Raw genomic sequence first — 19914 nt, forward strand, 5'->3', positions numbered from 1 at the left:
CATAGTCACCGTCAGCTTTTTCGTGCGGCCTCATACGCGGCGAGCGTCTCCTGACGCGCCTGTTTGTGATCGACAATAGGCTGCGGATAGTCGAGCGAAATGCCCTCTTTTGTCGCCCATTTCCACGGTTCGTGTACCGCCTTGCCCGGCACATCGCAAAGCTCTGGGATCCACTGACGGATAAACTCACCGTCGCTGTCGAACTTTTCGCCCTGAGTCGTCGGATTAAAAATACGGAAATACGGCGCGGCGTCGGTTCCGGTAGAAGCCGCCCACTGCCAGCCGCCGTTATTTGCGGCCAGATCGCCATCTATCAGCTGTGACATGAAATAGCGCTCGCCTTTACGCCAGTCGATCAGCAGATCTTTCACCAGGAAACTGGCCGTAATCATCCGCAGTCGGTTGTGCATCCAGCCGGTGGCGTTCAGTTGCCGCATCGCCGCATCAACAATCGGATAACCCGTTCTCCCCTCCTGCCAGGCCTGTAAATCATCCGCACGGTCCCGCCAGCGCACGCGATCGGTCCACAGAATAAAGGGGCGGTGTTTGCACAGACCGGGATGGTACGTCATCAGATGGCGATAAAACTCACGCCAGATAAGTTCGTTCAACCAGACGCTGCCCGCGCCGCCGTCCAGCGCCTGCGGCTGTTCCGCCAGCAGGCGATGCAGACACTGGCGCGGCGATAAGCCGCCGGTAGCAAGACTGGCGGATAAACGACTGGTGCCCTCAATGGCCGGGAAATCGCGACGTTCGTCGTACTCGCCCGCTCCCTGCTGGCAAAACTGGCGTAGCCGGGCAATGGCGGCTTTTTCTTCCACCGGGAAAAGGGTCTGATCAAAATCCTGCTGCGGATAATTAAGGCTGAGTGGAGGTAACGATGACAAAACCTCATTCCTCTCACGCCGTTCGGGCGCGGGAACGCACTCCGGCATCCCCTCCTTCAGCCGTTTTAACCAGGCATTTTTAAACGGCGTGAAGACTTTATACATCTCATGATTTCCCGTCATCACCGAGCCTGGCGGCAGGATCACGCTGTCATCAAACCCTTCGCAGACCACATTGGGCAGCGCGCTTTCCACTGCCGCATCGCGCTCGCGCTCATTCACTTCGTACTGATAGTGGTAGAACAGATGGCTGACGTCATGCTGTTCGCACACCGCTTTCACCGTTTCAATGCTGGCCGCAAAATCATTGACCTCTTCAAACAGTAGCGGAATGCCTTTTTCCGCCAGCGCCTGCTGTAAAGCGTTTAGCTGAGCCTGGATAAAGGCGGCCTGGCGCGGTGACATCTCATGATTCGCCCACTGTTCAGGCGTGGAGATAAACAGCGCCACGACGCGTGTAGCGCGATGGCGGCAGGCGGCGGCAAGGGCAAGATGGTCATGCAGACGGAGATCGCGACGAAACCAGACCAGATGGGTGGACATAACACTCCCGAATGAAAAAAATCAACTCCCGTAGCGCAGCCGCAGGGCTTCCGGCCAGGGATCAAAATAGCGTTGCCCGGAGAGATACGCATCCGGATATTCCGCCATATAGTGTTTGAGCAGCGTCACAGGCGCAAGCAGGGGTTGCGTAGCGCGTCGGTAGCCGTCAATGAGGGATGCCAACTCCTGCCGCTGACGGGCATTGAGTTGTTTGCGAAAATAGCCCTGAACATGCATCAGGACATTGGTATGGTTACGCCGGGTGGCAGGATGGGACATCAGTTTCATCAGGCGCAGACGATATTCAATGAAAAAGTCATCAAGGCTTTCCCACTCATAGAGAGCAGCGACAAAGCGCCCCAGCTCGCGATATTCCGGCTGTGAATGAGCCAGCAGCAACAGCTTATAGCGGCTGTGATAGTCAATCAGCGCGCCACGCGTGAGTCCTTGTTGGCGCAGTCCGTTCAATTCATGCAGGGCATAAATCCGCGCGACAAAATTTTCCCGTAATTGTGGGTCGTGCAATCGCCCGTCCTCTTCAACAGGGAGCCACGGGTAAGACGCCATCAGGACTGAGGTAAAGATACCGCGGCCGGCTTTGCGATTGTTTTTCCCATCGGCGTCATAAACACGAACGCGTTCCATGCCACAACTGGGGGATTTCGCGCAGACAATATAGCCACAAAGGTGCCCGAAACGGCTGACACGTTCTTCACTGAACGCGGTCATCGCCTGAGTTAAATCGCCCTCACGCTGATCGCTGAAACGCAATGCCATTGCCTCTTCCATTTTCACTAAGCGCAATGCAGGACGCGGCACCGGCAGGCCGATCGCCATTTCCGGACAGACGGGTTCAAAGCGCCCCCACGGTGAAAGTTCTTCGACTGCAAAGGTCAGGCGTTTATGTCCACCATCAAAGCGAACCGCCTCCCCTAACAAACAGGCGCTAATGCCAACAGGGATTTTCTCGCTCATGATGTCTCCTTTTCCATTTCTGAAATAAGTGTAGACACAGAGGCATAAAAAAACCGCCACATTGCTGTTGGCGGTTTTTCTGAACGCGATGCTCTTAGTAGAAATCGCAGGTGGCTTTTTCAGCCTGATCCATCCACACCGGTTTATCGCTGGTTTTTGACCACACGCGGTGTAGATAGCTATAAAAACGGGCGCGGTCTTTCCAGAACAGCATGACCGGTAGTGCCAGCACCCCAGCCACAACGGCGAAAGTACGGCGTAACAATACAACATGTGCTGGATATTCTTTGTACAACTCCATGATTCTCTCCCCTTTATCTGGCCGGTAATCATCACCGGTAAAGTCAAATTGGTTATCTGCTGAAAATAGTACCGCTTTGCGTGTAATTTTACTACTCATCCGACCACTTATTTTTAGCTATTTACGCTTTGTTTATCTTTATCGCGTAATTAAGTTACGAGAAGGTTAAATTAATACTAATCACTAGTTAAATAATGGTTTTTGCCATTTTTATACTTTTTTTACACCCCCGACGTCGATTTTTGCGAAATCTTTGCAGGCAGATATTTACGCTGTGTTTATCACATTTATGCCACGGGAGGTGCACTGTGAGTGCAGGCGTGATAATCGGCATCGTGCTGATTTTCTTATTATTAGGTTATCTGGTGTATGCATTAATCAATGCGGAGGCGTTCTGATGGCTGCGCAAGGATTTTTACTCATCGCCAGTTTTCTGCTGATTCTGTTCGTGCTCGCCAGGCCGTTAGGCGCGGGCCTGGCGCGGCTGATCGGCAACAATCCGCTGCCTGGTACCGCGGGCGTTGAACGCCTGATCTGGCGCGGGCTGAGTATTTCGACACATGAGATGAACTGGAAGCAGTACCTGCTGGCGATCCTCGCGTTGAATATGCTGGGGCTGACGCTCCTGTTTCTGCTGTTGGTGGGGCAACACTTTCTGCCGCTGAATCCACAGCAGTTGCCTGGACTGTCGTGGCATCTGGCGCTCAACACTGCGGTCAGCTTTGTTGCTAACACCAACTGGCAGTCCTACAGCGGGGAAACCACCTTAAGCTATTTCAGTCAGATGGCCGGGTTGACGGTACAAAACTTTTTATCCGCCGCAACCGGGATCGCCGTGGTGTTTGCTCTGATCCGCGCCTTTACGCGCCAGAGCATGAGCACCCTCGGCAACGCGTGGGTCGATCTGGTGCGCATTACGCTGTGGATCTTATGCCCCATCGCGCTGGTGATAGCCCTGTTCTTTATTCAGCAAGGCAGCCTGCAAAACCTGCTGCCCTATCAACCCTTCACCTCCCTGGAAGGTGTGCAACAACTGCTGCCAATGGGGCCGGTGGCCTCGCAGGAAGCCATCAAGATGTTGGGGACCAACGGCGGCGGCTTCTTTAATGCCAACTCAGCACACCCGTTCGAAAACCCCACCGCGCTGACCAACATGGTGCAGATGCTGGCAATCTTTTTAATTCCAGCCGCGCTCTGTTTCGCGTTTGGCGACGCGGCAGGCGATCGCCGTCAGGGACGAATGTTGCTGTGGGCCATGTCGCTCATCTTTATCGTCTGCGTCGCCGTGGTGATGTGGGCAGAGGTTCAGGGGAATCCACATTTGCTGCAGTTCGGCGCTGATTCCAGTCTCAACATGGAAGGCAAAGAGAGCCGCTTTGGCGTGCTGGTGAGCAGTCTTTTTGCGGTGGTGACGACGGCAGCCTCGTGCGGCGCGGTGATCGCCATGCACGACTCGTTTACCGCGCTGGGCGGCATGGTACCGATGTGGCTGATGCAGATTGGTGAAGTGGTGTTCGGCGGCGTTGGTTCGGGCCTTTACGGCATGCTGCTGTTCGTGCTGCTGGCGGTGTTTATCGCCGGACTGATGATTGGCCGCACGCCAGAGTACCTGGGCAAAAAGATCGACGTTCGCGAGATGAAAATGACCGCGCTGGCGATTCTGGTCACCCCCGCGCTGGTCTTACTCGGCACCGCGCTCGCCATGATGACTGAGGCGGGGCGCAGCGCCATGCTCAACCCCGGTCCGCACGGCTTTAGCGAAGTCCTGTACGCCGTCTCTTCCGCCGCCAATAACAACGGCAGCGCCTTTGCCGGTCTGAGCGCCAACACCCCGTTCTGGAACTGTCTGCTGGCGTTCTGCATGTTTGTTGGTCGCTTCGGGGTCATCATTCCGGTGATGGCGATTGCCGGAACGCTAGTGGCGAAAAAGAGCCAACCGGCCAGTCCTGGCACGCTGGCGACCCACGGCGCGCTGTTTATCGGCTTACTGATCGGGACGGTGCTGTTAGTCGGCGCCCTGACCTTTATTCCTGCACTGGCGCTTGGCCCAGTGGCTGAACACCTTTCCTTACGCTGAGCGATGCGGAGCACAATGTTATGAGTCGCAAACAACTGGCGCTGTTCGAACCGTCTCTGGTCGCTCAGGCGCTGATGGACGCAGTGAAAAAATTAAGCCCACATACCCAGTGGCGCAATCCGGTAATGTTCATCGTCTGGATGGGTAGCCTCCTGACCACCGTGATTACCGTCGCGATGGCGACAGGCCAGATGGCGGGCAGCGCGCTGTTTACCGGGGCGATCAGTCTGTGGCTGTGGGTCACCGTACTGTTTGCCAACTTTGCTGAAGCGCTCGCCGAAGGGCGCAGTAAAGCGCAGGCCAACAGCCTCAAAGGGGTGAAAAAGACGGCGTTTGCCCGCAAACTGCGCGAACCGAAGTACGGTGCGAAGATGGATCACGTCCCGGCCGATGAGTTGCGTAAAGGCGACATCGTGCTGGTGGAAGCCGGCGATATCATTCCCTGTGACGGCGAAGTCATTGAAGGCGGTGCCTCCGTGGATGAAAGCGCCATTACCGGCGAGTCCGCACCGGTAATCCGCGAATCCGGCGGCGATTTCGCCTCGGTGACCGGCGGGACGCGCATTCTCTCCGACTGGCTGGTGATCGAATGCAGCGTGAATCCCGGCGAAACTTTCCTTGACCGGATGATCGCCATGGTCGAAGGCGCCCAGCGCCGTAAAACGCCCAACGAGATCGCCCTGACCATTCTGCTGATTGCCCTGACGATTGTCTTTTTGCTGGCAACTGCAACGCTGTGGCCATTTTCTGCCTGGGGCGGTCACGCGGTCAGCGTCACGGTGCTGGTCGCCCTGTTAGTTTGCCTGATCCCAACGACAATCGGCGGGTTGCTCTCCGCGATTGGCGTCGCCGGGATGAGCCGTATGCTCGGCGCGAACGTCATCGCCACCAGCGGACGCGCAGTGGAAGCCGCAGGCGACGTGGACGTGCTGCTGCTGGACAAAACCGGCACCATTACTCTCGGTAACCGCCAGGCCTCAGACTTCCTGCCTGCGCAGGGTGTCGATGAAAAAACGCTGGCCGACGCCGCACAACTCTCGTCGTTAGCCGATGAGACGCCGGAAGGTCGCAGCATCGTGATCCTCGCCAAGCAGCGCTTTAATCTGCGCGAACGCGACGTGCAGTCGCTGCATGCCACCTTCGTCCCCTTTACCGCTCAGAGTCGGATGAGCGGCATTAACATCGACAACCGGATGATTCGTAAAGGTTCCGTCGACGCCATCCGTCGCCACGTTGAGGCCAGCGGCGGCCAGTTCCCGGCGGATGTCGAGCAGAAAGTGGACAGCGTCGCCCGTCTGGGCGCCACGCCGCTCGTGGTGGTGGAAGGTTCGCGAGTGTTAGGCGTGATCGCGCTGAAAGATATTGTCAAAGGCGGGATAAAAGAGCGTTTTGCCCAGTTGCGTAAAATGGGGATTAAAACGGTGATGATCACCGGCGATAACCGCCTGACCGCCGCCGCCATCGCTGCCGAGGCGGGTGTGGATGACTTCCTTGCCGAAGCAACACCGGAAGCCAAGCTGGCGCTCATCCGCCAGTATCAGGCGGAGGGCCGCTTAGTGGCGATGACCGGTGATGGTACCAACGACGCACCGGCGCTGGCACAGGCTGATGTGGCGGTGGCAATGAACTCCGGTACGCAGGCGGCAAAAGAAGCGGGCAACATGGTCGATCTTGATTCCAACCCGACCAAGCTTATCGAAGTGGTGCACATCGGCAAACAGATGCTGATGACGCGCGGTTCACTGACCACCTTCAGTATCGCCAACGACGTGGCGAAGTATTTTGCCATCATTCCGGCCGCGTTCGCCGCGACCTATCCGCAACTGAATGCGCTGAACATTATGCGTCTGCATTCGCCGGACTCGGCCATTCTGAGTGCGGTGATCTTTAACGCTTTGATTATTGTCTTTCTGATCCCGCTGGCGCTGAAAGGCGTGAGCTACAAACCGCTTTCCGCATCCGCCATGCTGCGCCGTAACCTGTGGATTTACGGTCTGGGGGGGCTGGTGGTGCCGTTTATCGGCATCAAAGTGATTGATTTGCTGCTGACCCTGCTGGGTCTGGTGTGAGGTGTCTGATGAGTGCTTTACGTCCGTTGTTTTCAACAATGATTTTCCTGCTGCTGCTGACGGGCGGCGCGTATCCACTGCTGACCACTGCGCTGGGACAATGGTGGTTCCCGCATCAGGCCAACGGTTCACTGATTCGGGATGAGCACGGGGTGCGGGGTTCTGCGCTGATCGGGCAGAACTTTACCGCTGAAGGCTATTTCCAGGGACGGCCTTCGGCCACCGCTGAAATGCCCTATAATCCCATGGCATCCGGCGGCAGTAATCTTGCCGCCAGTAACCCGGAACTGGATAAACAACTGCAAAACCGGGTCGCCGCCCTGCGCGCCGCCAACCCGCTGGCCAGTCATAACGTACCGGTGGAACTGGTTACTGCCTCCGCGAGCGGTCTGGACAACAACCTGACGCCCGCGGCGGTGGCGTGGCAAATCCCCCGCGTGGCGCAGGCCCGTCATCTCACCATTGAACAGGTGACGCGACTGGTTGCAGAATACACGCAGAAACCGCTGGTGAGCTTTATCGGTCAACCGGTCGTAAATATTGTCGAACTCAATTTAGCGCTGGACAGCATGAATGGCGAATAGTGAACCGGTACGCCCCGACCCCGATCGCCTGCTTGAGCAGGCGGTCGCCCCGCATCGGGGAAAACTAAAAATCTTCTTCGGCGCCTGTGCGGGCGTCGGGAAAACCTGGTCGATGCTGGCTGAAGCCCAGCGCCTGCGCGCACAGGGACTCGACATCCTGATTGGCGTGGTGGAGACCCACGGACGCAAAGAGACCGCCGCCCTGCTGGATGGTCTCAGCATTCTGCCGTTGAAACGCCAGGCGCGCCACGGGCGTCATATCAGTGAATTCGATCTCGATGCCGCGCTCGCCCGCCGTCCGGCGCTGATCTTAATGGATGAACTGGCGCACAGTAATGCGCCTGGCTCACGCCATCCCAAGCGCTGGCAGGACATTGAAGAACTGCTCGACGCCGGTATTGATGTCTTTACCACCGTCAACGTGCAGCATCTCGAAAGCCTGAACGATGTGGTCAGCGGCGTGACGGGGATTCAGGTGCGCGAAACCGTACCGGATCCGTTTTTTGACGCTGCCGACGAGGTGGTGCTGGTCGATTTACCGCCTGACGATCTGCGCCAGCGTCTGAAAGAGGGCAAAGTCTATATCGCCGGGCAGGCCGAGCGCGCCATCGAACACTTCTTCCGCAAGGGCAATTTAATTGCGCTACGCGAGCTGGCGTTGCGCCGTACCGCCGACCGGGTGGACGATCAGATGCGCGCATGGCGCGGTCGTCCGGGTGAAGAGAGAGTCTGGCATACCCGCGACGCCATACTGCTCTGCATTGGTCACAACACTGGCAGTGAAAAACTGGTGCGCACCGCCGCACGGTTGGCGTCGCGACTGGGCAGCGTCTGGCACGCCGTCTATGTCGAAACCCCCGCGCTGCATCGTCTGCCGGAAAAGCAGCGGCGCAATATTCTGCACGCCCTGCGACTGGCGCAAGAGCTAGGCGCGGAGACCGCCACACTGTCCGATCCCAGCGAAGATAAAGCGGTGGTCCGCTACGCCCGCGAGCATAATCTGGGAAAAATAGTGCTGGGGCGGACGACAACGCGACGTTGGTGGCATCGCGATTCTTTTGCCGACCGGCTGGCGAAACGTGCGCCGGAACTGGATCTGATGGTCGTCGCCCTGGACGAACCGCCGGCTCGGGCGCTGACGTCTATGCCCGACACCCGCACCTTTAAGGACAAATGGCGCGTACAAATTCAGGGCGGCCTGGTCGCCGTCGCGCTCTGCGCCCTCACGACCTTTATTGCCAGCCAGTGGCTGGCTGCCTTTGATGCCGCAAACCTGGTGATGCTCTATCTGCTCGGTGTAGTGGTTATCGCCCTCTTCTATGGTCGCTGGCCGTCGGTGTTTGCCACCTTTATTAGCGTGGTCAGCTTTGATCTGTTCTTCATTGCGCCGCGCGGCACGCTTGCCGTCTCGGATGTGCAGTATCTCCTCACCTTCGGCGTCATGCTAACGGTAGGGCTGGTCGTTGGTAACCTGACGGCAGGCGTGCGCTATCAGGCTCGCGTTGCGCGCTACCGGGAACAGCGTACTCGTCATCTTTATGAGATGTCGAAAGCGCTGGCGATGGGACGCCGTGCGCAAGATATCGCCAGTACCAGCGAACAATTTATTGCCTCCACCTTTCATGCCCGCAGCCAGATTTTATTGCCGAATGAAGAGGGCAAACTGGCCGCCCTCACCCACCAGCAGGGAATGACGCCCTGGGATGATGCCATTGCCCGCTGGAGCTTTGATAAAGGGTTACCGGCAGGCGCCGGCACCGATACTCTGCCCGGCGTGCCGTACCAGATCCTGCCGTTACGCAGCGCCGACAAAACCCACGGTCTGGTGGTTGTCGAACCGGGCAATCTGCGTCAGTTAATGATCCCGGAGCAGCAGCGACTGCTGGAAACGTTCACTCTGCTGGTGGCGAATGCGCTGGAACGTCTGACCTTAACCGCCAGCGAAGAGCAGGCGCGGCTGGCCAGCGAACGGGAAAGCCTGCGTAACGCCCTGCTCGCGGCACTTTCTCACGACCTGCGCACCCCGCTGACCGTGCTGTTTGGTCAGGCGGAAATCCTCACGCTCGACCTCGCCAGCGAAGGCTCGCCTCATGCCAGACAGGCCAGCGAAATTCGCCAGCATGTACTGAATACCACTCGCCTGGTGAATAACCTGTTGGATATGGCGCGGATTCAGTCCGGTGGTTTCAACCTCAAAAAAGAGTGGCTGACGCTGGAAGAAGTGGTGGGCAGCGCGCTGAAAATGCTGGAGCCAGGCCTGCTTCATCCGGTAAACCTCTCCCTGCCCGCGCCGCTGACCCTCATTCACGTCGATGGCCCGCTGTTCGAACGAGTACTGATTAATCTGCTGGAGAATGCCATCAAATATGCCGGACCGCAGGCGGAGATCGGCATCGACGCGCACGTTGAAGACGAACATCTGCAACTCGACGTCTGGGATAATGGGCCTGGCATTGCGCAAGGACAGGAGCAGCGCGTGTTCGATAAATTCGCCCGGGGGAACAAAGAGTCGGCGGTGCCGGGCGTCGGGTTGGGGCTGGCCATCTGTCGGGCGATAGTGGAAGTGCATGGCGGGTCGATTGCCGTCTATAATCGCCCTCAGGGCGGCGCCTGTTTCCGTGTTACACTCCGACAAGACGCTCCACCAGAACTTGAAGATTTTCATGAGGATATGTGACAAACGTTCTGATTGTTGAAGATGAGCAGGCCATTCGCCGCTTTCTGCGTACCGCGCTGGAAGCCGATGGGCTGCGCGTGTATGACGCCGAGACCCTTCAGCGCGGTTTACTGGAGGCGGCAACGCGCAAGCCCGATCTCATTATTCTCGATCTCGGTCTGCCGGATGGCGACGGCATTGATTTCATTCGCGACCTGCGACAGTGGAGCGCCGTCCCGGTGATCGTGCTCTCTGCGCGCAGCGAGGAGAGCGACAAAATTGCCGCGCTGGATGCGGGGGCCGACGACTATCTGAGCAAACCTTTTGGCATTGGCGAATTACAGGCACGCCTGCGTGTTGCCCTGCGTCGTCATTCCGCCACTCCCTCTCCCGAACCGATTGTGCGCTTTTCCGATGTGGTGGTGGATCTCGCCGCGCATCTGATTCATCGCGGTGAAACAGAAATCCATTTAACGCCGATTGAGTTTCGCCTGCTGGCCGTGTTGCTCAACAACGCCGGAAAAGTGCTGACTCAGCGCCAGTTGTTGAACCAGGTCTGGGGACCGAACGCCGTCGAGCACAGCCACTATTTGCGTATTTATATGGGTCACTTGCGACAGAAACTGGAGCTCGATCCCGCGCGACCCCGCCACTTTATTACCGAAACCGGCATTGGCTATCGTTTTATGCCGTGAATGGTTATTCATTATTTTTAAATAATTCTTAAATTTATTTTTTATTATTCCCACCTGGCCATAATTATATTATTTTGACCAGGTCAATTCTCACTGAAAATAAAGAACACAGAATTATAACAAATAATAAACAAAGTGATATCTTATCGTCAGTCATGCATAAAAAACGACTAAATATTTTGCGAATGATCGTTTTTTATTGATCTCCTTCACGGATCGGGGCGTTTTCCTGGATAAAATACCTTCACCTTCTACTGATAAAGAAAAGGTAATCAAAATGGAAAATAATAGCCGTACAATGCCCCATATCAGGCGGACAACACATATTATGATGTTTGCCCACCGTAATAGCTTTGACTTTCATTTCTTTAATGCCCGTTAGTCTTTCGACTATGGGCACTCCAGCATACAGGTCTTCCTGACTCGCTGTATCACAGGCTCACGCCTGTATTCCTCAGTGCTCACTCTGCTTAAGCCTTGATTTACCTGTGACCGGACAGGTAAGGTTTTTTGCATCCTAAAAAAAGCAATTTACTGATTTATTTATCAGGGGACAAGCATTGCTTTTATTCCGGAGTTATCAGTTTCTCATTCGAGAAATTGAGGACCTGCTATTATCTGAAAATAAAGAGATGAAAATGTCTGAATTAAAAATTGCCGTGAGTCGTTCTTGCCCTGACTGTTTTTCTACACAACGCACGATTGTGAATGTTGATGAAAGTAATTTTATTGACGTGGCTGCCGTGGTGTTGTCTGTCAATGATATTGAACGTGGGAAACTCGATGAAATTGACGCGACCGGCTACGGTATTCCGGTGTTTATCGCCGCAGAAGAGGAAGAGCGCGTACCGGCAGAACATCTGCCGCGCATTTCTGGCGTATTCGAATGCAATGAAGCCCGTACCGCTTTCTATGGCCGTCAGTTAGAAACCGCTGCAAACCATTACGAAACACAATTACGTCCTCCCTTCTTCCGCGCGCTGGTTGACTACGTTAACCAGGGAAATAGCGCATTTGACTGCCCTGGACATCAGGGCGGCGAGTTTTTCCGTCGTCATCCGGCAGGTAATCAGTTTGTGGAGTATTTTGGCGAAACGCTTTTCCGCTCCGACCTGTGTAATGCCGATGTGGCAATGGGCGATTTGCTGATCCACGAAGGCGCGCCATGCATCGCTCAGCAACACGCGGCGAAGGTGTTTAATGCGGATAAAACTTACTTTGTGCTGAACGGAACGTCTTCGTCCAACAAAGTGGTGCTGAACGCGCTGCTGACTCCCGGCGATCTGGTGCTCTTCGACCGTAACAACCATAAGTCAAACCACCACGGCGCGTTATTGCAGGCGGGCGCAACGCCGGTCTATCTGGAAACCGCACGTAACCCGTACGGCTTTATCGGCGGGATCGATGCCCACTGCTTTGAAGAGAACTACCTGCGCGAACTGGTGAGCGAAGTGGCGCCGCAGCGGGCTCGCGACGCACGTCCATTCCGTCTTGCTGTTATCCAGTTGGGCACCTATGACGGCACGATTTATAACGCCCGTCAGGTGGTGGATAAAATTGGTCACCTTTGCGATTACATCCTGTTCGACTCCGCCTGGGTGGGCTATGAGCAGTTTATCCCGATGATGGCGGATTGTTCTCCACTCCTGCTGGAACTGAACGAAAACGATCCGGGCATTCTGGTGACTCAGTCCGTTCACAAACAGCAAGCGGGCTTCTCCCAGACCTCGCAAATTCACAAAAAAGACAGCCATATCAAAGGGCAGTCGCGCTATGTGCCGCATAAACGCATGAATAACGCGTTCATGATGCACGCCTCCACCAGTCCGTTCTATCCGCTGTTTGCCGCGCTGGACATTAACGCCAAAATGCACGAAGGCGTCAGCGGCCGCAACATGTGGATGGATTGCGTCGCCAATGGTATCGACGCCCGTAAGCTGATCCTCGACAACTGCCATCATATCCGTCCCTTTGTTCCGGAACTGGTTGATGGCAAACCGTGGCAATCTTATCCGACTGCGGAAATCGCCAACGACCTGCGCTTCTTCCACTTTGTTCCCGGTGAACACTGGCATGCGTTTGAAGGTTATGCCGAGCATCAATACTTTGTTGACCCCTGCAAACTGCTGCTGACCACCCCGGGTATCAACGCACGCAATGGCGAATACGATACCTTCGGCGTCCCGGCGACTATCCTTGCCAACTTCTTGCGCGAAAATGGCGTGGTCCCGGAAAAATGCGACCTCAACTCGATCCTGTTCCTGCTGACCCCGGCGGAAGACATGGCGAAACTGCAACAGCTCGTCGCCCTGCTGGTGCGCTTCGAGCGACTGCTGGAGTCTGACGCGCCGCTGGCGGAAGTCCTGCCGTCTATCTACAAACAGCACGAAGCGCGCTATGCCGGTTACACCCTGCGCCAGTTGTGCCAGGAAATGCACGACCTGTATGCGCGTCACAACGTGAAGCAACTGCAAAAAGAGATGTTCCGCAAGTCGCATTTCCCGCGCGTCAGCATGAATCCGCAGGATGCCAACTACGCCTATCTGCGCGGTGAAGTGGATCTGGTGCCGCTGCCTGAGGCCGAAGGCCGTATTGCCGCTGAAGGCGCGCTCCCTTACCCACCGGGCGTGCTGTGCGTGGTTCCGGGGGAAGTCTGGGGCGGTGCGGTATTGCGTTACTTCAGCGCGCTGGAAGAAGGGATCAACCTGCTGCCCGGTTTCGCGCCGGAACTTCAGGGTGTGTACATCAACGAGTGTGATGGTCGCAAACAGGTGTGGTGCTACGTGATTAAACCGCGTGAAGCACAAAACGGCCTGTTGAAAGGAGAAGCATTATGAGTAAAGCCAAATCCAATAAAATGGGCGTGATGCAGCTCACCATCCTGACCATGGTCAATATGATGGGCTCCGGGATCATCATGCTGCCGACCAAACTGGCTGAAGTCGGCACCATTTCGATTATCTCCTGGCTGGTGACAGCCGTCGGGTCCATGGCGCTGGCCTGGGCGTTCGCCAAGTGCGGAATGTTCAGCCGTAAATCAGGCGGTATGGGCGGCTACGCGGAATATGCGTTTGGTAAATCCGGTAACTTTATGGCGAACTACACCTATGGGGTATCGCTGTTGATTGCCAACGTCGCCATCGCGATCTCCGCCGTGGGTTACGGTACTGAACTCTTCGGTGCCTCCCTCTCCCCGGTGCAAATCGGTCTCGCCACCATCGGCGTACTGTGGATCTGTACGGTCGCCAACTTTGGCGGTGCACGCATTACCGGGCAGATCAGCAGTATCACTGTCTGGGGGGTGATCATTCCGGTTGTCGGTCTGTGCATCATCGGCTGGTTCTGGTTTAGCCCAACGCTGTATGCCAACTCGTGGAACCCGCATCACGTACCGTTCTTTACCGCCGTCGGTTCGTCTATCGCGATGACGCTGTGGGCGTTCCTTGGTCTGGAATCCGCCTGTGCGAACGCAGAAGTAGTGGAAAACCCCGAAAAGAACGTCCCGATTGCCGTACTGGGCGGGACGCTGGGCGCGGCGGTGATCTACATCGTCTCGACCAACGTGATTGCCGGGATTGTACCTAACATGGATCTGGCGAACTCCACCGCGCCGTTTGGTCTGGCGTTTGCGCAGATGTTCACACCGGAAGTGGGTAAAGTGATCATGGCGCTGATGATCATGTCCTGCTGCGGTTCGTTGCTGGGCTGGCAGTTCACCATTGCTCAGGTCTTTAAATCCTCTGCCGATGAAGGCTATTTCCCGAAAATCTTTTCTCGCGTGACCAAAGTCGATGCGCCGGTTCAGGGGATGCTCGCGATCGTCATCATCCAGAGCGGCTTATCACTGATGACCATCAGCCCGTCGCTGAACAGCCAGTTTAACGTGCTGGTCAACCTGGCCGTGGTGACGAACATCATTCCGTATATTCTGTCGATGGCCGCACTGGTGATCATCCAGAGAGTGGCGAATGTGCCTGCAGCAAAGGCGAAATCGGCAAACTTCGTGGCATTCATCGGTGCGATGTATAGCTTCTATGCACTCTACTCGTCAGGTGAAGAAGCGATGCTGTACGGTTCCATCGTGACCTTTCTCGGCTGGACGCTGTACGGTCTGGTTTCACCGCGTTTTGAACTGAAAAATAAGCACGGTTAATACCCCATCCCGGACTGCAGGCAACTGCGGTCCGGTTCCCTCAACTTCCTGTTTAAGACAGCAATCATGAGTAATCCAGAACGTATCGTCAGCGATCCTGATGACATTCTCGCCATTATCAAAAATCACCCGATTTGCCGGATAGCGCTCAACGATGAGACCAGTCCGTATATTGTGCCCGTCAATTTTGGTTATGAGTATCAGGACGGGCGCTGGACTTTCTGGTTCCACGGCGCACGTAACGGGAAAAAGATGCGTCTGTTACGTAGAAATCCGGCAATCAGTATCGAGATTGATGGCGACCACCAGCTGATGGAGGCTGAAGAAGCCTGCGATTATAGCTACGCATATACCAGTATTATTGCCAGCGGAAAGGCATCCATTGCCCTGCCACGACGCGAGATGGAACACGGTCTGAACGTGATAATGCGTCAGGTTGTACCAGAAAAAACGTTCCATTATCGCGAAGAGATGATGAAAGCGGTATGCGTAGTTCGCATTGACTGCCAGACATTAACCTGTCGGCGGCATACCGCAGTATCTGCACCGTTTTCGTAAACCTGATAAGCAAAGCGCCTTCAACAATACCAGCCGTACCTCGTCCGGCCCGACGCTAACCTTTTTCACGGTCTGTGACACCCATCATTAAAACACGGTTTTATTTTTAATGAATGCGTGTTCTATTTATTTCCTGAATGTCGTGACAATGTTTTATTAGCTTCAGGGGTCGACTAAGACCGAAAACATCTATCAGGAGATGGACATGAAAAAAGCCTTTTGTATGGCGCTCTTGCTGTTAAGCAGCTCTTGCTTTGCGCAGAGTACAGACGTTAACGCGGTGACAAATGCTGTAGAAAGCATGCGTCAGGCGATGCTGAGCGGTGAAAAATCCAGTCTGGAAAAAGTGGGGTTACCTTCTCTGAGCTATGGTCACTCCAGTGGAAGAATTGAAAATAACGCCGAATTTGTTGACGCTATCGTGACCGGAAAATCACAATTTAAAACTCTGAATCTGAACGACCAGACTGTGCAGATTGATGGCGATGTCGCGATTGTCCGCCATATTCTGGAGGCTAAAACCAACGACAGTGGAAAACCTGGTGAAGTAAAAATCGGCGTGATGCTGGTGATGAAAAAAGACAGCGCCGGAGACTGGAAGTTATTAGCGCGTCAGGCGTATAAGCTCCCCCAGTAACCACGCGGACTTCCGCCAACGTGCGAGCGTAGGCCTGATAAGCGTAGCGCCATCAGGCAATCAAACAGCACCGGAAGCGGCCTACGGGAAAAGTGTTCGGAAATAAAAAAGGAGCCTTACGGCTCCTTTTTTAATGCGGCTTTCCAGCTCAGGCGTTTTTCAACACTTCGCTGACGATTTCGACCGCTTCTTTCTCGATCTGTTTGCGATGTTCTTCGCCGAGGAAGCTCTCGCAATAGATCTTGTACGCATCTTCTGTACCAGACGGGCGCGCCGCGAACCAACCGTTGTCGGTCATGACTTTCAGACCGCCAATCGACGCACCGTTACCTGGTGCCGCCGTCAGACGCGCGGTGATCGGGTCACCAGCCAGCGTACTGGCGCTGACCATCTCTGGAGACAGTTTAGACAGCGCCGCTTTCTGTGCCGACGTTGCACCTGCCTGCAGACGGTTATAGCTCGGCGCACCAAAACGGGCGGCAAGCTCGTTATAGTGCTCCTGCGGATTCTTCCCGGTGACAGCAGTAATTTCTGCTGCCAGCAGGCACATGATGATCCCATCTTTATCAGTAGACCACGGCGTACCGTCGAAACGCAGGAAGGATGCTCCCGCGCTCTCTTCGCCGCCAAAGCCGAAGCTGCCATCAAACAGACCATCAACAAACCATTTAAAGCCCACCGGAACTTCGACCAGTTTACGACCCAGATCGTTAACCACGCGGTCAATCATTGCCGAAGAGACCAGCGTCTTACCGACAGCCACGTCTTTGCCCCACTGCGGACGATGCTGGAACAGGTAGTTGATAGCCACCGCCAGATAGTGGTTCGGATTCATCAGCCCCGCCGGAGTGACGATACCGTGACGGTCATAATCCGGATCGTTGGCGAACGCCAGGTCGAACTTATCGCGCAGCGCCAGCAAACCGGCCATGGCACATTCAGAGGAACAGTCCATACGGATTGCGCCATCTTTATCGAGATGCATAAAGCGGAAAGTCTGATCAACCTGATCGTTTACGATGGTCAGATTCAGTTTGTAATGATCTGCGATACGCTTCCAGTATTCAATACCGGAACCGCCCAGCGGATCCACGCCCAGCGTCAGACCGGCTTTCTGGATCGCCGCCATATCGACGATATCCGCCAGCCCCTCAACGAACGGCTGTACCAGGTCCTGCTCTTTGACATGACCGGACGCCAGCGCCGCATCCAGAGAAATACGCTTCACGCCTTTCAGATCGTCAGCCAACAGCGCATTCGCGCGATCTTCCACCACTTTCGTGACGTTGGTATCTGCCGGGCCACCGTTAGGCGGGTTGTATTTAATGCCACCATCTTCCGGCGGGTTGTGGGACGGCGTAATCACAATACCGTCAGCCAGCGGACCACCTTTTTTGTTGTGGACCAGAATGGCATTCGACACCGCGGGCGTGGGGGTAAAACCGTTGTTCTCCTGAACAATCACGTCGACACCGTTCGCTGCGAGCACTTCCAGCACGGAGATAAACGCCGGTTCAGACAGTGCGTGAGTATCTTTCCCCACGTAGCACGGACCCGTAATGCCATTTTTTGCACGTTCTTCCGCGATAGCCTGCGCAATCGCCAGAATATGGGGCTCGTTGAAGCTATGACGGCCTGCACTGCCACGGTGTCCGGAGGTGCCGAACTTCACCGCGTGTTCCGCATTTCCTTTTGCGGGCTTCAGTACATAGTATTGTGACGTCAGTTGCGCGACGTTAATCAAATCACTCTGTTGCGCAGGTTTGCCTGCGCGGTTGTGGATTGCCATTGCCTGGTCCTTCTCTGCATGGATTAAATTGTTCCGCAAACCTTTTCAATCAATTCCGCCGGGAATTGCATTGACTGCATGATGTGCTCAATCATGCTGCATTTACGGCCGGTGTTGGTGTTGGTGATCACCCAATACGGCGTGCCGGGCACGTGTTTGGGTTTGGTCTGGTTACCGTTTTTCAGTAGCGTCTGTTCATCAGCCGCGAAGTAGACACGCGTACGGCCATGCAACGATTCCGTTGCCTCAGCAAACGCGTGTTGATCCAGTGTATAGAGTGTAGTCAGCACCAGCATAAAGCGGTTAACGGCCTTCTTCTGTTCGGCATATTCATCGGACAGAAGCAGTTCACGCATAGCGCGCACTTTATCTTTGACAAGATTGACGGGTTTCGCCTCGGCAACAGCCGGCTGCGCGACGCGAACCTCTTTTGTCACTGGCGTGACGGGCTGTGATGCGGCGGAAAACTTCAACATACGCCGTAAAATCTCGGATGCGCTCTCGCCGATATGCTTCGTGTGGCTGGCAATATAGCTGTAGAGTTCATCATCAACTTCAATCGTTTTCATCTTAATCCAGTGCGGTGTCTTATCTGATCTGAAATACAAATCGTTGGGAGTATAGGGGCAAATCCCAACAGCGAATAGCGTCAAACCCGGCTGAACAAAAAACTCGGAGAAAACCGAAGTGGTTGCAGCCCAGTGGCAGAATGGTCAACATAATACCCTAACCCGACAGAGCGAAAAAAAGAACTTTGCCATGAAATTGAATATCCGAGCGCAATCCGCACAAAACCTGCACAATAATTATCCCATCGTACTGGTTCACGGTTTATTTGGCAGTCTGGACAATCTGGGCGTGCTGGCTCGTGACCTGGTGAACGACCATGACATCATTCAGGTCGATATGCGTAATCACGGCCTTTCTCCGCGCGACCCGGTGATGAACTACCCGGCAATGGCGCAGGATCTGTTAGATACGCTGAATGCGCAACACATCGAAAAAGCCACCTTTATTGGTCATTCGATGGGGGGAAAAGCGGTGATGGCGCTCAGCGCGCTGGCCCCGGAACGCATCGCCCGTTTAGTGGCGATCGATATTGCCCCGGTGGATTACCACGTCCGTCGCCATGACGAAATTTTCACCGCCATCAACGCGGTGACGGCATCGCCGGCAAAGACCCGTCAGCAGGCGGCTGCAATCATGCGCGAACATCTTAATGAAGAAGGTGTGATTCAGTTTTTGCTGAAATCGTTCGTTGACGGCGAATGGCGCTTCAACGTGCCGGTGCTGTGGGAACAGTATCCGCATATCGTCGGCTGGGAGACAATACCGGCCTGGGATCATCCGGCACTGTTTATTCCCGGCGGCAACTCCCCTTACGTCACCGAAGCATATCGCGCCGATTTACTGGCGCAGTTCCCGCAGGCGCGTGCGCACGTCATTGCCGGAGCCGGTCACTGGGTGCATGCCGAAAAACCGGAGGCGGTGCTGCGCGCCATCCGTCGTTATCTTAATGAAACGGCTAACTGATTAAAAACTCAGCGTCCGTGCGCGATTACGCGTGCGAACGTTGGCGCGCCTCATTCGCTGATGTATGATGGCGCGCTATCCATCCGGGCAGAGGCCTGGCTGATTGTTTCCCCGAAGTCACCAATATCATGGCCAAAGAACAAACGGACCGTACGACACTAGATCTGTTCGCGCACGAGCGTCGCCCGGGACGACCGAAAACCAATCCGCTTTCGCGCGATGAACAGCTGCGCATTAATAAGCGTAATCAACTCAAACGCGACAAAGTTCGCGGTCTTAAGCGTGTCGAACTCAAACTCAACGCGGAAGCGGTTGATGCGTTGAATGAGCTGGCGGAATCCCGAGAGATGAGCCGCAGTGAACTGATCGAAGAGATATTGATGGCCCAACTGGCGGCACTACGCGGCCAGGATCTTGCCTGAAATCATCCCATTTCCCACTTTCATGTAGCATGGAG

The 19914-nt window shown here is 55.2% G+C and carries 18 protein-coding genes; 13 read left to right on the top strand and 5 right to left on the bottom strand.

Annotation, left to right across the window (positions count from 1 at the left end; all coding sequences use genetic code 11):
- Positions 1 to 11: 11 nt before the first annotated feature.
- From phrB to WM46_RS11085, 3 genes are all read right to left on the bottom strand, one after another.
- Positions 12 to 1430, bottom strand: coding sequence for a deoxyribodipyrimidine photo-lyase (phrB, locus tag WM46_RS11075; RefSeq protein WP_102602265.1), 1419 nt, complete (start codon positions 1428 to 1430; stop codon positions 12 to 14).
- A 21-nt stretch (positions 1431 to 1451) separates the two neighbouring features.
- The gene (locus tag WM46_RS11080; protein ID WP_102602266.1) at positions 1452 to 2405 is read right to left on the bottom strand and encodes a YbgA family protein; all 954 of its coding nucleotides are present in this window, start codon (positions 2403 to 2405) and stop codon (positions 1452 to 1454) included.
- 94 nt (positions 2406 to 2499) lie between these two features.
- Positions 2500 to 2706 carry a YbfA family protein gene (locus WM46_RS11085; protein ID WP_043001383.1) on the bottom strand — a complete coding sequence of 69 codons (207 nt, stop codon included), beginning with the start codon at positions 2704 to 2706 and terminating at the stop codon, positions 2500 to 2502.
- Between the two features lie 308 nt (positions 2707 to 3014).
- On the opposite strand from WM46_RS11085, the gene kdpF reads away from it, so the two are divergent.
- From kdpF to WM46_RS11140, 11 genes are all read left to right on the top strand, one after another.
- On the top strand, positions 3015 to 3104 hold the full coding sequence (gene kdpF, locus WM46_RS11090; protein WP_042285393.1) for a K(+)-transporting ATPase subunit F: 90 nt from the start codon (positions 3015 to 3017) through the stop codon (positions 3102 to 3104).
- Positions 3104 to 4783: a potassium-transporting ATPase subunit KdpA gene (gene kdpA / locus WM46_RS11095; RefSeq protein WP_102602267.1), complete on the top strand. Its 1680-nt coding sequence runs from the start codon at positions 3104 to 3106 to the stop codon at positions 4781 to 4783. The genes kdpF and kdpA overlap by 1 nt, the downstream gene beginning before the upstream one ends.
- 20 nt (positions 4784 to 4803) lie before the next feature.
- Complete coding sequence (kdpB, locus tag WM46_RS11100; RefSeq protein WP_102602268.1) at positions 4804 to 6852, top strand: potassium-transporting ATPase subunit KdpB; 2049 nt, start codon at positions 4804 to 4806, stop codon at positions 6850 to 6852.
- Between the two features lie 8 nt (positions 6853 to 6860).
- Positions 6861 to 7436 (top strand): potassium-transporting ATPase subunit KdpC, encoded by a 576-nt coding sequence (gene kdpC / locus WM46_RS11105; protein ID WP_187394480.1) that lies wholly within the window; start codon positions 6861 to 6863, stop codon positions 7434 to 7436.
- Positions 7426 to 10113 (top strand): two-component system sensor histidine kinase KdpD, encoded by a 2688-nt coding sequence (gene kdpD, locus WM46_RS11110; protein WP_102602269.1) that lies wholly within the window; start codon positions 7426 to 7428, stop codon positions 10111 to 10113. The genes kdpC and kdpD overlap by 11 nt, the downstream gene beginning before the upstream one ends.
- Positions 10110 to 10787 carry a two-component system response regulator KdpE gene (kdpE, locus tag WM46_RS11115; protein WP_102602270.1) on the top strand — a complete coding sequence of 226 codons (678 nt, stop codon included), beginning with the start codon at positions 10110 to 10112 and terminating at the stop codon, positions 10785 to 10787. Before kdpD ends, kdpE begins: the two co-directional genes overlap by 4 nt.
- Before the next feature lie 277 nt (positions 10788 to 11064).
- Positions 11065 to 11169 (top strand): leader peptide SpeFL, encoded by a 105-nt coding sequence (gene speFL / locus WM46_RS26350; protein ID WP_114149115.1) that lies wholly within the window; start codon positions 11065 to 11067, stop codon positions 11167 to 11169.
- A gap of 256 nt (positions 11170 to 11425) precedes the next feature.
- Entirely contained in the window at positions 11426 to 13624 is a 2199-nt protein-coding gene (gene speF / locus WM46_RS11125) for an ornithine decarboxylase SpeF (protein ID WP_061077996.1), read from the top strand.
- Positions 13621 to 14940 (top strand): putrescine-ornithine antiporter, encoded by a 1320-nt coding sequence (gene potE, locus WM46_RS11130; RefSeq protein WP_061076847.1) that lies wholly within the window; start codon positions 13621 to 13623, stop codon positions 14938 to 14940. The genes speF and potE overlap by 4 nt, the downstream gene beginning before the upstream one ends.
- Positions 14941 to 15006: 66 nt before the next feature.
- Positions 15007 to 15498, top strand: a complete 492-nt coding sequence (locus WM46_RS11135; RefSeq protein ID WP_102602271.1) for a pyridoxamine 5'-phosphate oxidase family protein — start codon at positions 15007 to 15009, stop codon at positions 15496 to 15498.
- A gap of 205 nt (positions 15499 to 15703) precedes the next feature.
- On the top strand, positions 15704 to 16135 hold the full coding sequence (locus WM46_RS11140; RefSeq protein WP_061076845.1) for a nuclear transport factor 2 family protein: 432 nt from the start codon (positions 15704 to 15706) through the stop codon (positions 16133 to 16135).
- Between the two features lie 148 nt (positions 16136 to 16283).
- Here WM46_RS11140 and pgm read toward each other — a convergent pair whose 3' ends face one another.
- Together pgm and seqA are read right to left on the bottom strand one after the other, a co-directional pair.
- Positions 16284 to 17924, bottom strand: coding sequence for a phosphoglucomutase (alpha-D-glucose-1,6-bisphosphate-dependent) (gene pgm / locus WM46_RS11145; RefSeq protein WP_102602272.1), 1641 nt, complete (start codon positions 17922 to 17924; stop codon positions 16284 to 16286).
- A gap of 23 nt (positions 17925 to 17947) precedes the next feature.
- Positions 17948 to 18493: a replication initiation negative regulator SeqA gene (seqA, locus tag WM46_RS11150; protein WP_102602273.1), complete on the bottom strand. Its 546-nt coding sequence runs from the start codon at positions 18491 to 18493 to the stop codon at positions 17948 to 17950.
- 190 nt (positions 18494 to 18683) lie between these two features.
- Here seqA and ybfF point away from each other — a divergent pair, with 190 nt between their 5' ends.
- Entirely contained in the window at positions 18684 to 19457 is a 774-nt protein-coding gene (gene ybfF, locus WM46_RS11155) for an esterase (RefSeq protein WP_061077995.1), read from the top strand.
- Between the two features lie 128 nt (positions 19458 to 19585).
- Positions 19586 to 19879 (top strand): LexA regulated protein, encoded by a 294-nt coding sequence (ybfE, locus tag WM46_RS11160; protein WP_044326665.1) that lies wholly within the window; start codon positions 19586 to 19588, stop codon positions 19877 to 19879.
- Positions 19880 to 19914: the final 35 nt, after the last annotated feature.

It is taken from the genome of Citrobacter freundii complex sp. CFNIH2 (genome assembly GCF_002880615.1).
GTDB classification, from domain to species: Bacteria; Pseudomonadota; Gammaproteobacteria; order Enterobacterales; family Enterobacteriaceae; genus Citrobacter_A; species Citrobacter_A amalonaticus_F.

Coding starts and splice junctions, on each gene's coding strand:
- speFL (WP_114149115.1), top strand. CDS start 11,065: ATGGAAAATAATAGCCGTACAATGCCCCATATCAGGCGGACAACACAT.
- seqA (WP_102602273.1), bottom strand. CDS start 18,493: ATGAAAACGATTGAAGTTGATGATGAACTCTACAGCTATATTGCCAGC.
- phrB (WP_102602265.1), bottom strand. CDS start 1,430: ATGTCCACCCATCTGGTCTGGTTTCGTCGCGATCTCCGTCTGCATGAC.
- kdpB (WP_102602268.1), top strand. CDS start 4,804: ATGAGTCGCAAACAACTGGCGCTGTTCGAACCGTCTCTGGTCGCTCAG.
- pgm (WP_102602272.1), bottom strand. CDS start 17,924: ATGGCAATCCACAACCGCGCAGGCAAACCTGCGCAACAGAGTGATTTG.
- WM46_RS11135 (WP_102602271.1), top strand. CDS start 15,007: ATGAGTAATCCAGAACGTATCGTCAGCGATCCTGATGACATTCTCGCC.
- ybfF (WP_061077995.1), top strand. CDS start 18,684: ATGAAATTGAATATCCGAGCGCAATCCGCACAAAACCTGCACAATAAT.
- kdpA (WP_102602267.1), top strand. CDS start 3,104: ATGGCTGCGCAAGGATTTTTACTCATCGCCAGTTTTCTGCTGATTCTG.
- WM46_RS11140 (WP_061076845.1), top strand. CDS start 15,704: ATGAAAAAAGCCTTTTGTATGGCGCTCTTGCTGTTAAGCAGCTCTTGC.
- WM46_RS11085 (WP_043001383.1), bottom strand. CDS start 2,706: ATGGAGTTGTACAAAGAATATCCAGCACATGTTGTATTGTTACGCCGT.
- kdpC (WP_187394480.1), top strand. CDS start 6,861: ATGAGTGCTTTACGTCCGTTGTTTTCAACAATGATTTTCCTGCTGCTG.
- WM46_RS11080 (WP_102602266.1), bottom strand. CDS start 2,405: ATGAGCGAGAAAATCCCTGTTGGCATTAGCGCCTGTTTGTTAGGGGAG.
- kdpD (WP_102602269.1), top strand. CDS start 7,426: ATGGCGAATAGTGAACCGGTACGCCCCGACCCCGATCGCCTGCTTGAG.
- speF (WP_061077996.1), top strand. CDS start 11,426: ATGTCTGAATTAAAAATTGCCGTGAGTCGTTCTTGCCCTGACTGTTTT.
- ybfE (WP_044326665.1), top strand. CDS start 19,586: ATGGCCAAAGAACAAACGGACCGTACGACACTAGATCTGTTCGCGCAC.
- potE (WP_061076847.1), top strand. CDS start 13,621: ATGAGTAAAGCCAAATCCAATAAAATGGGCGTGATGCAGCTCACCATC.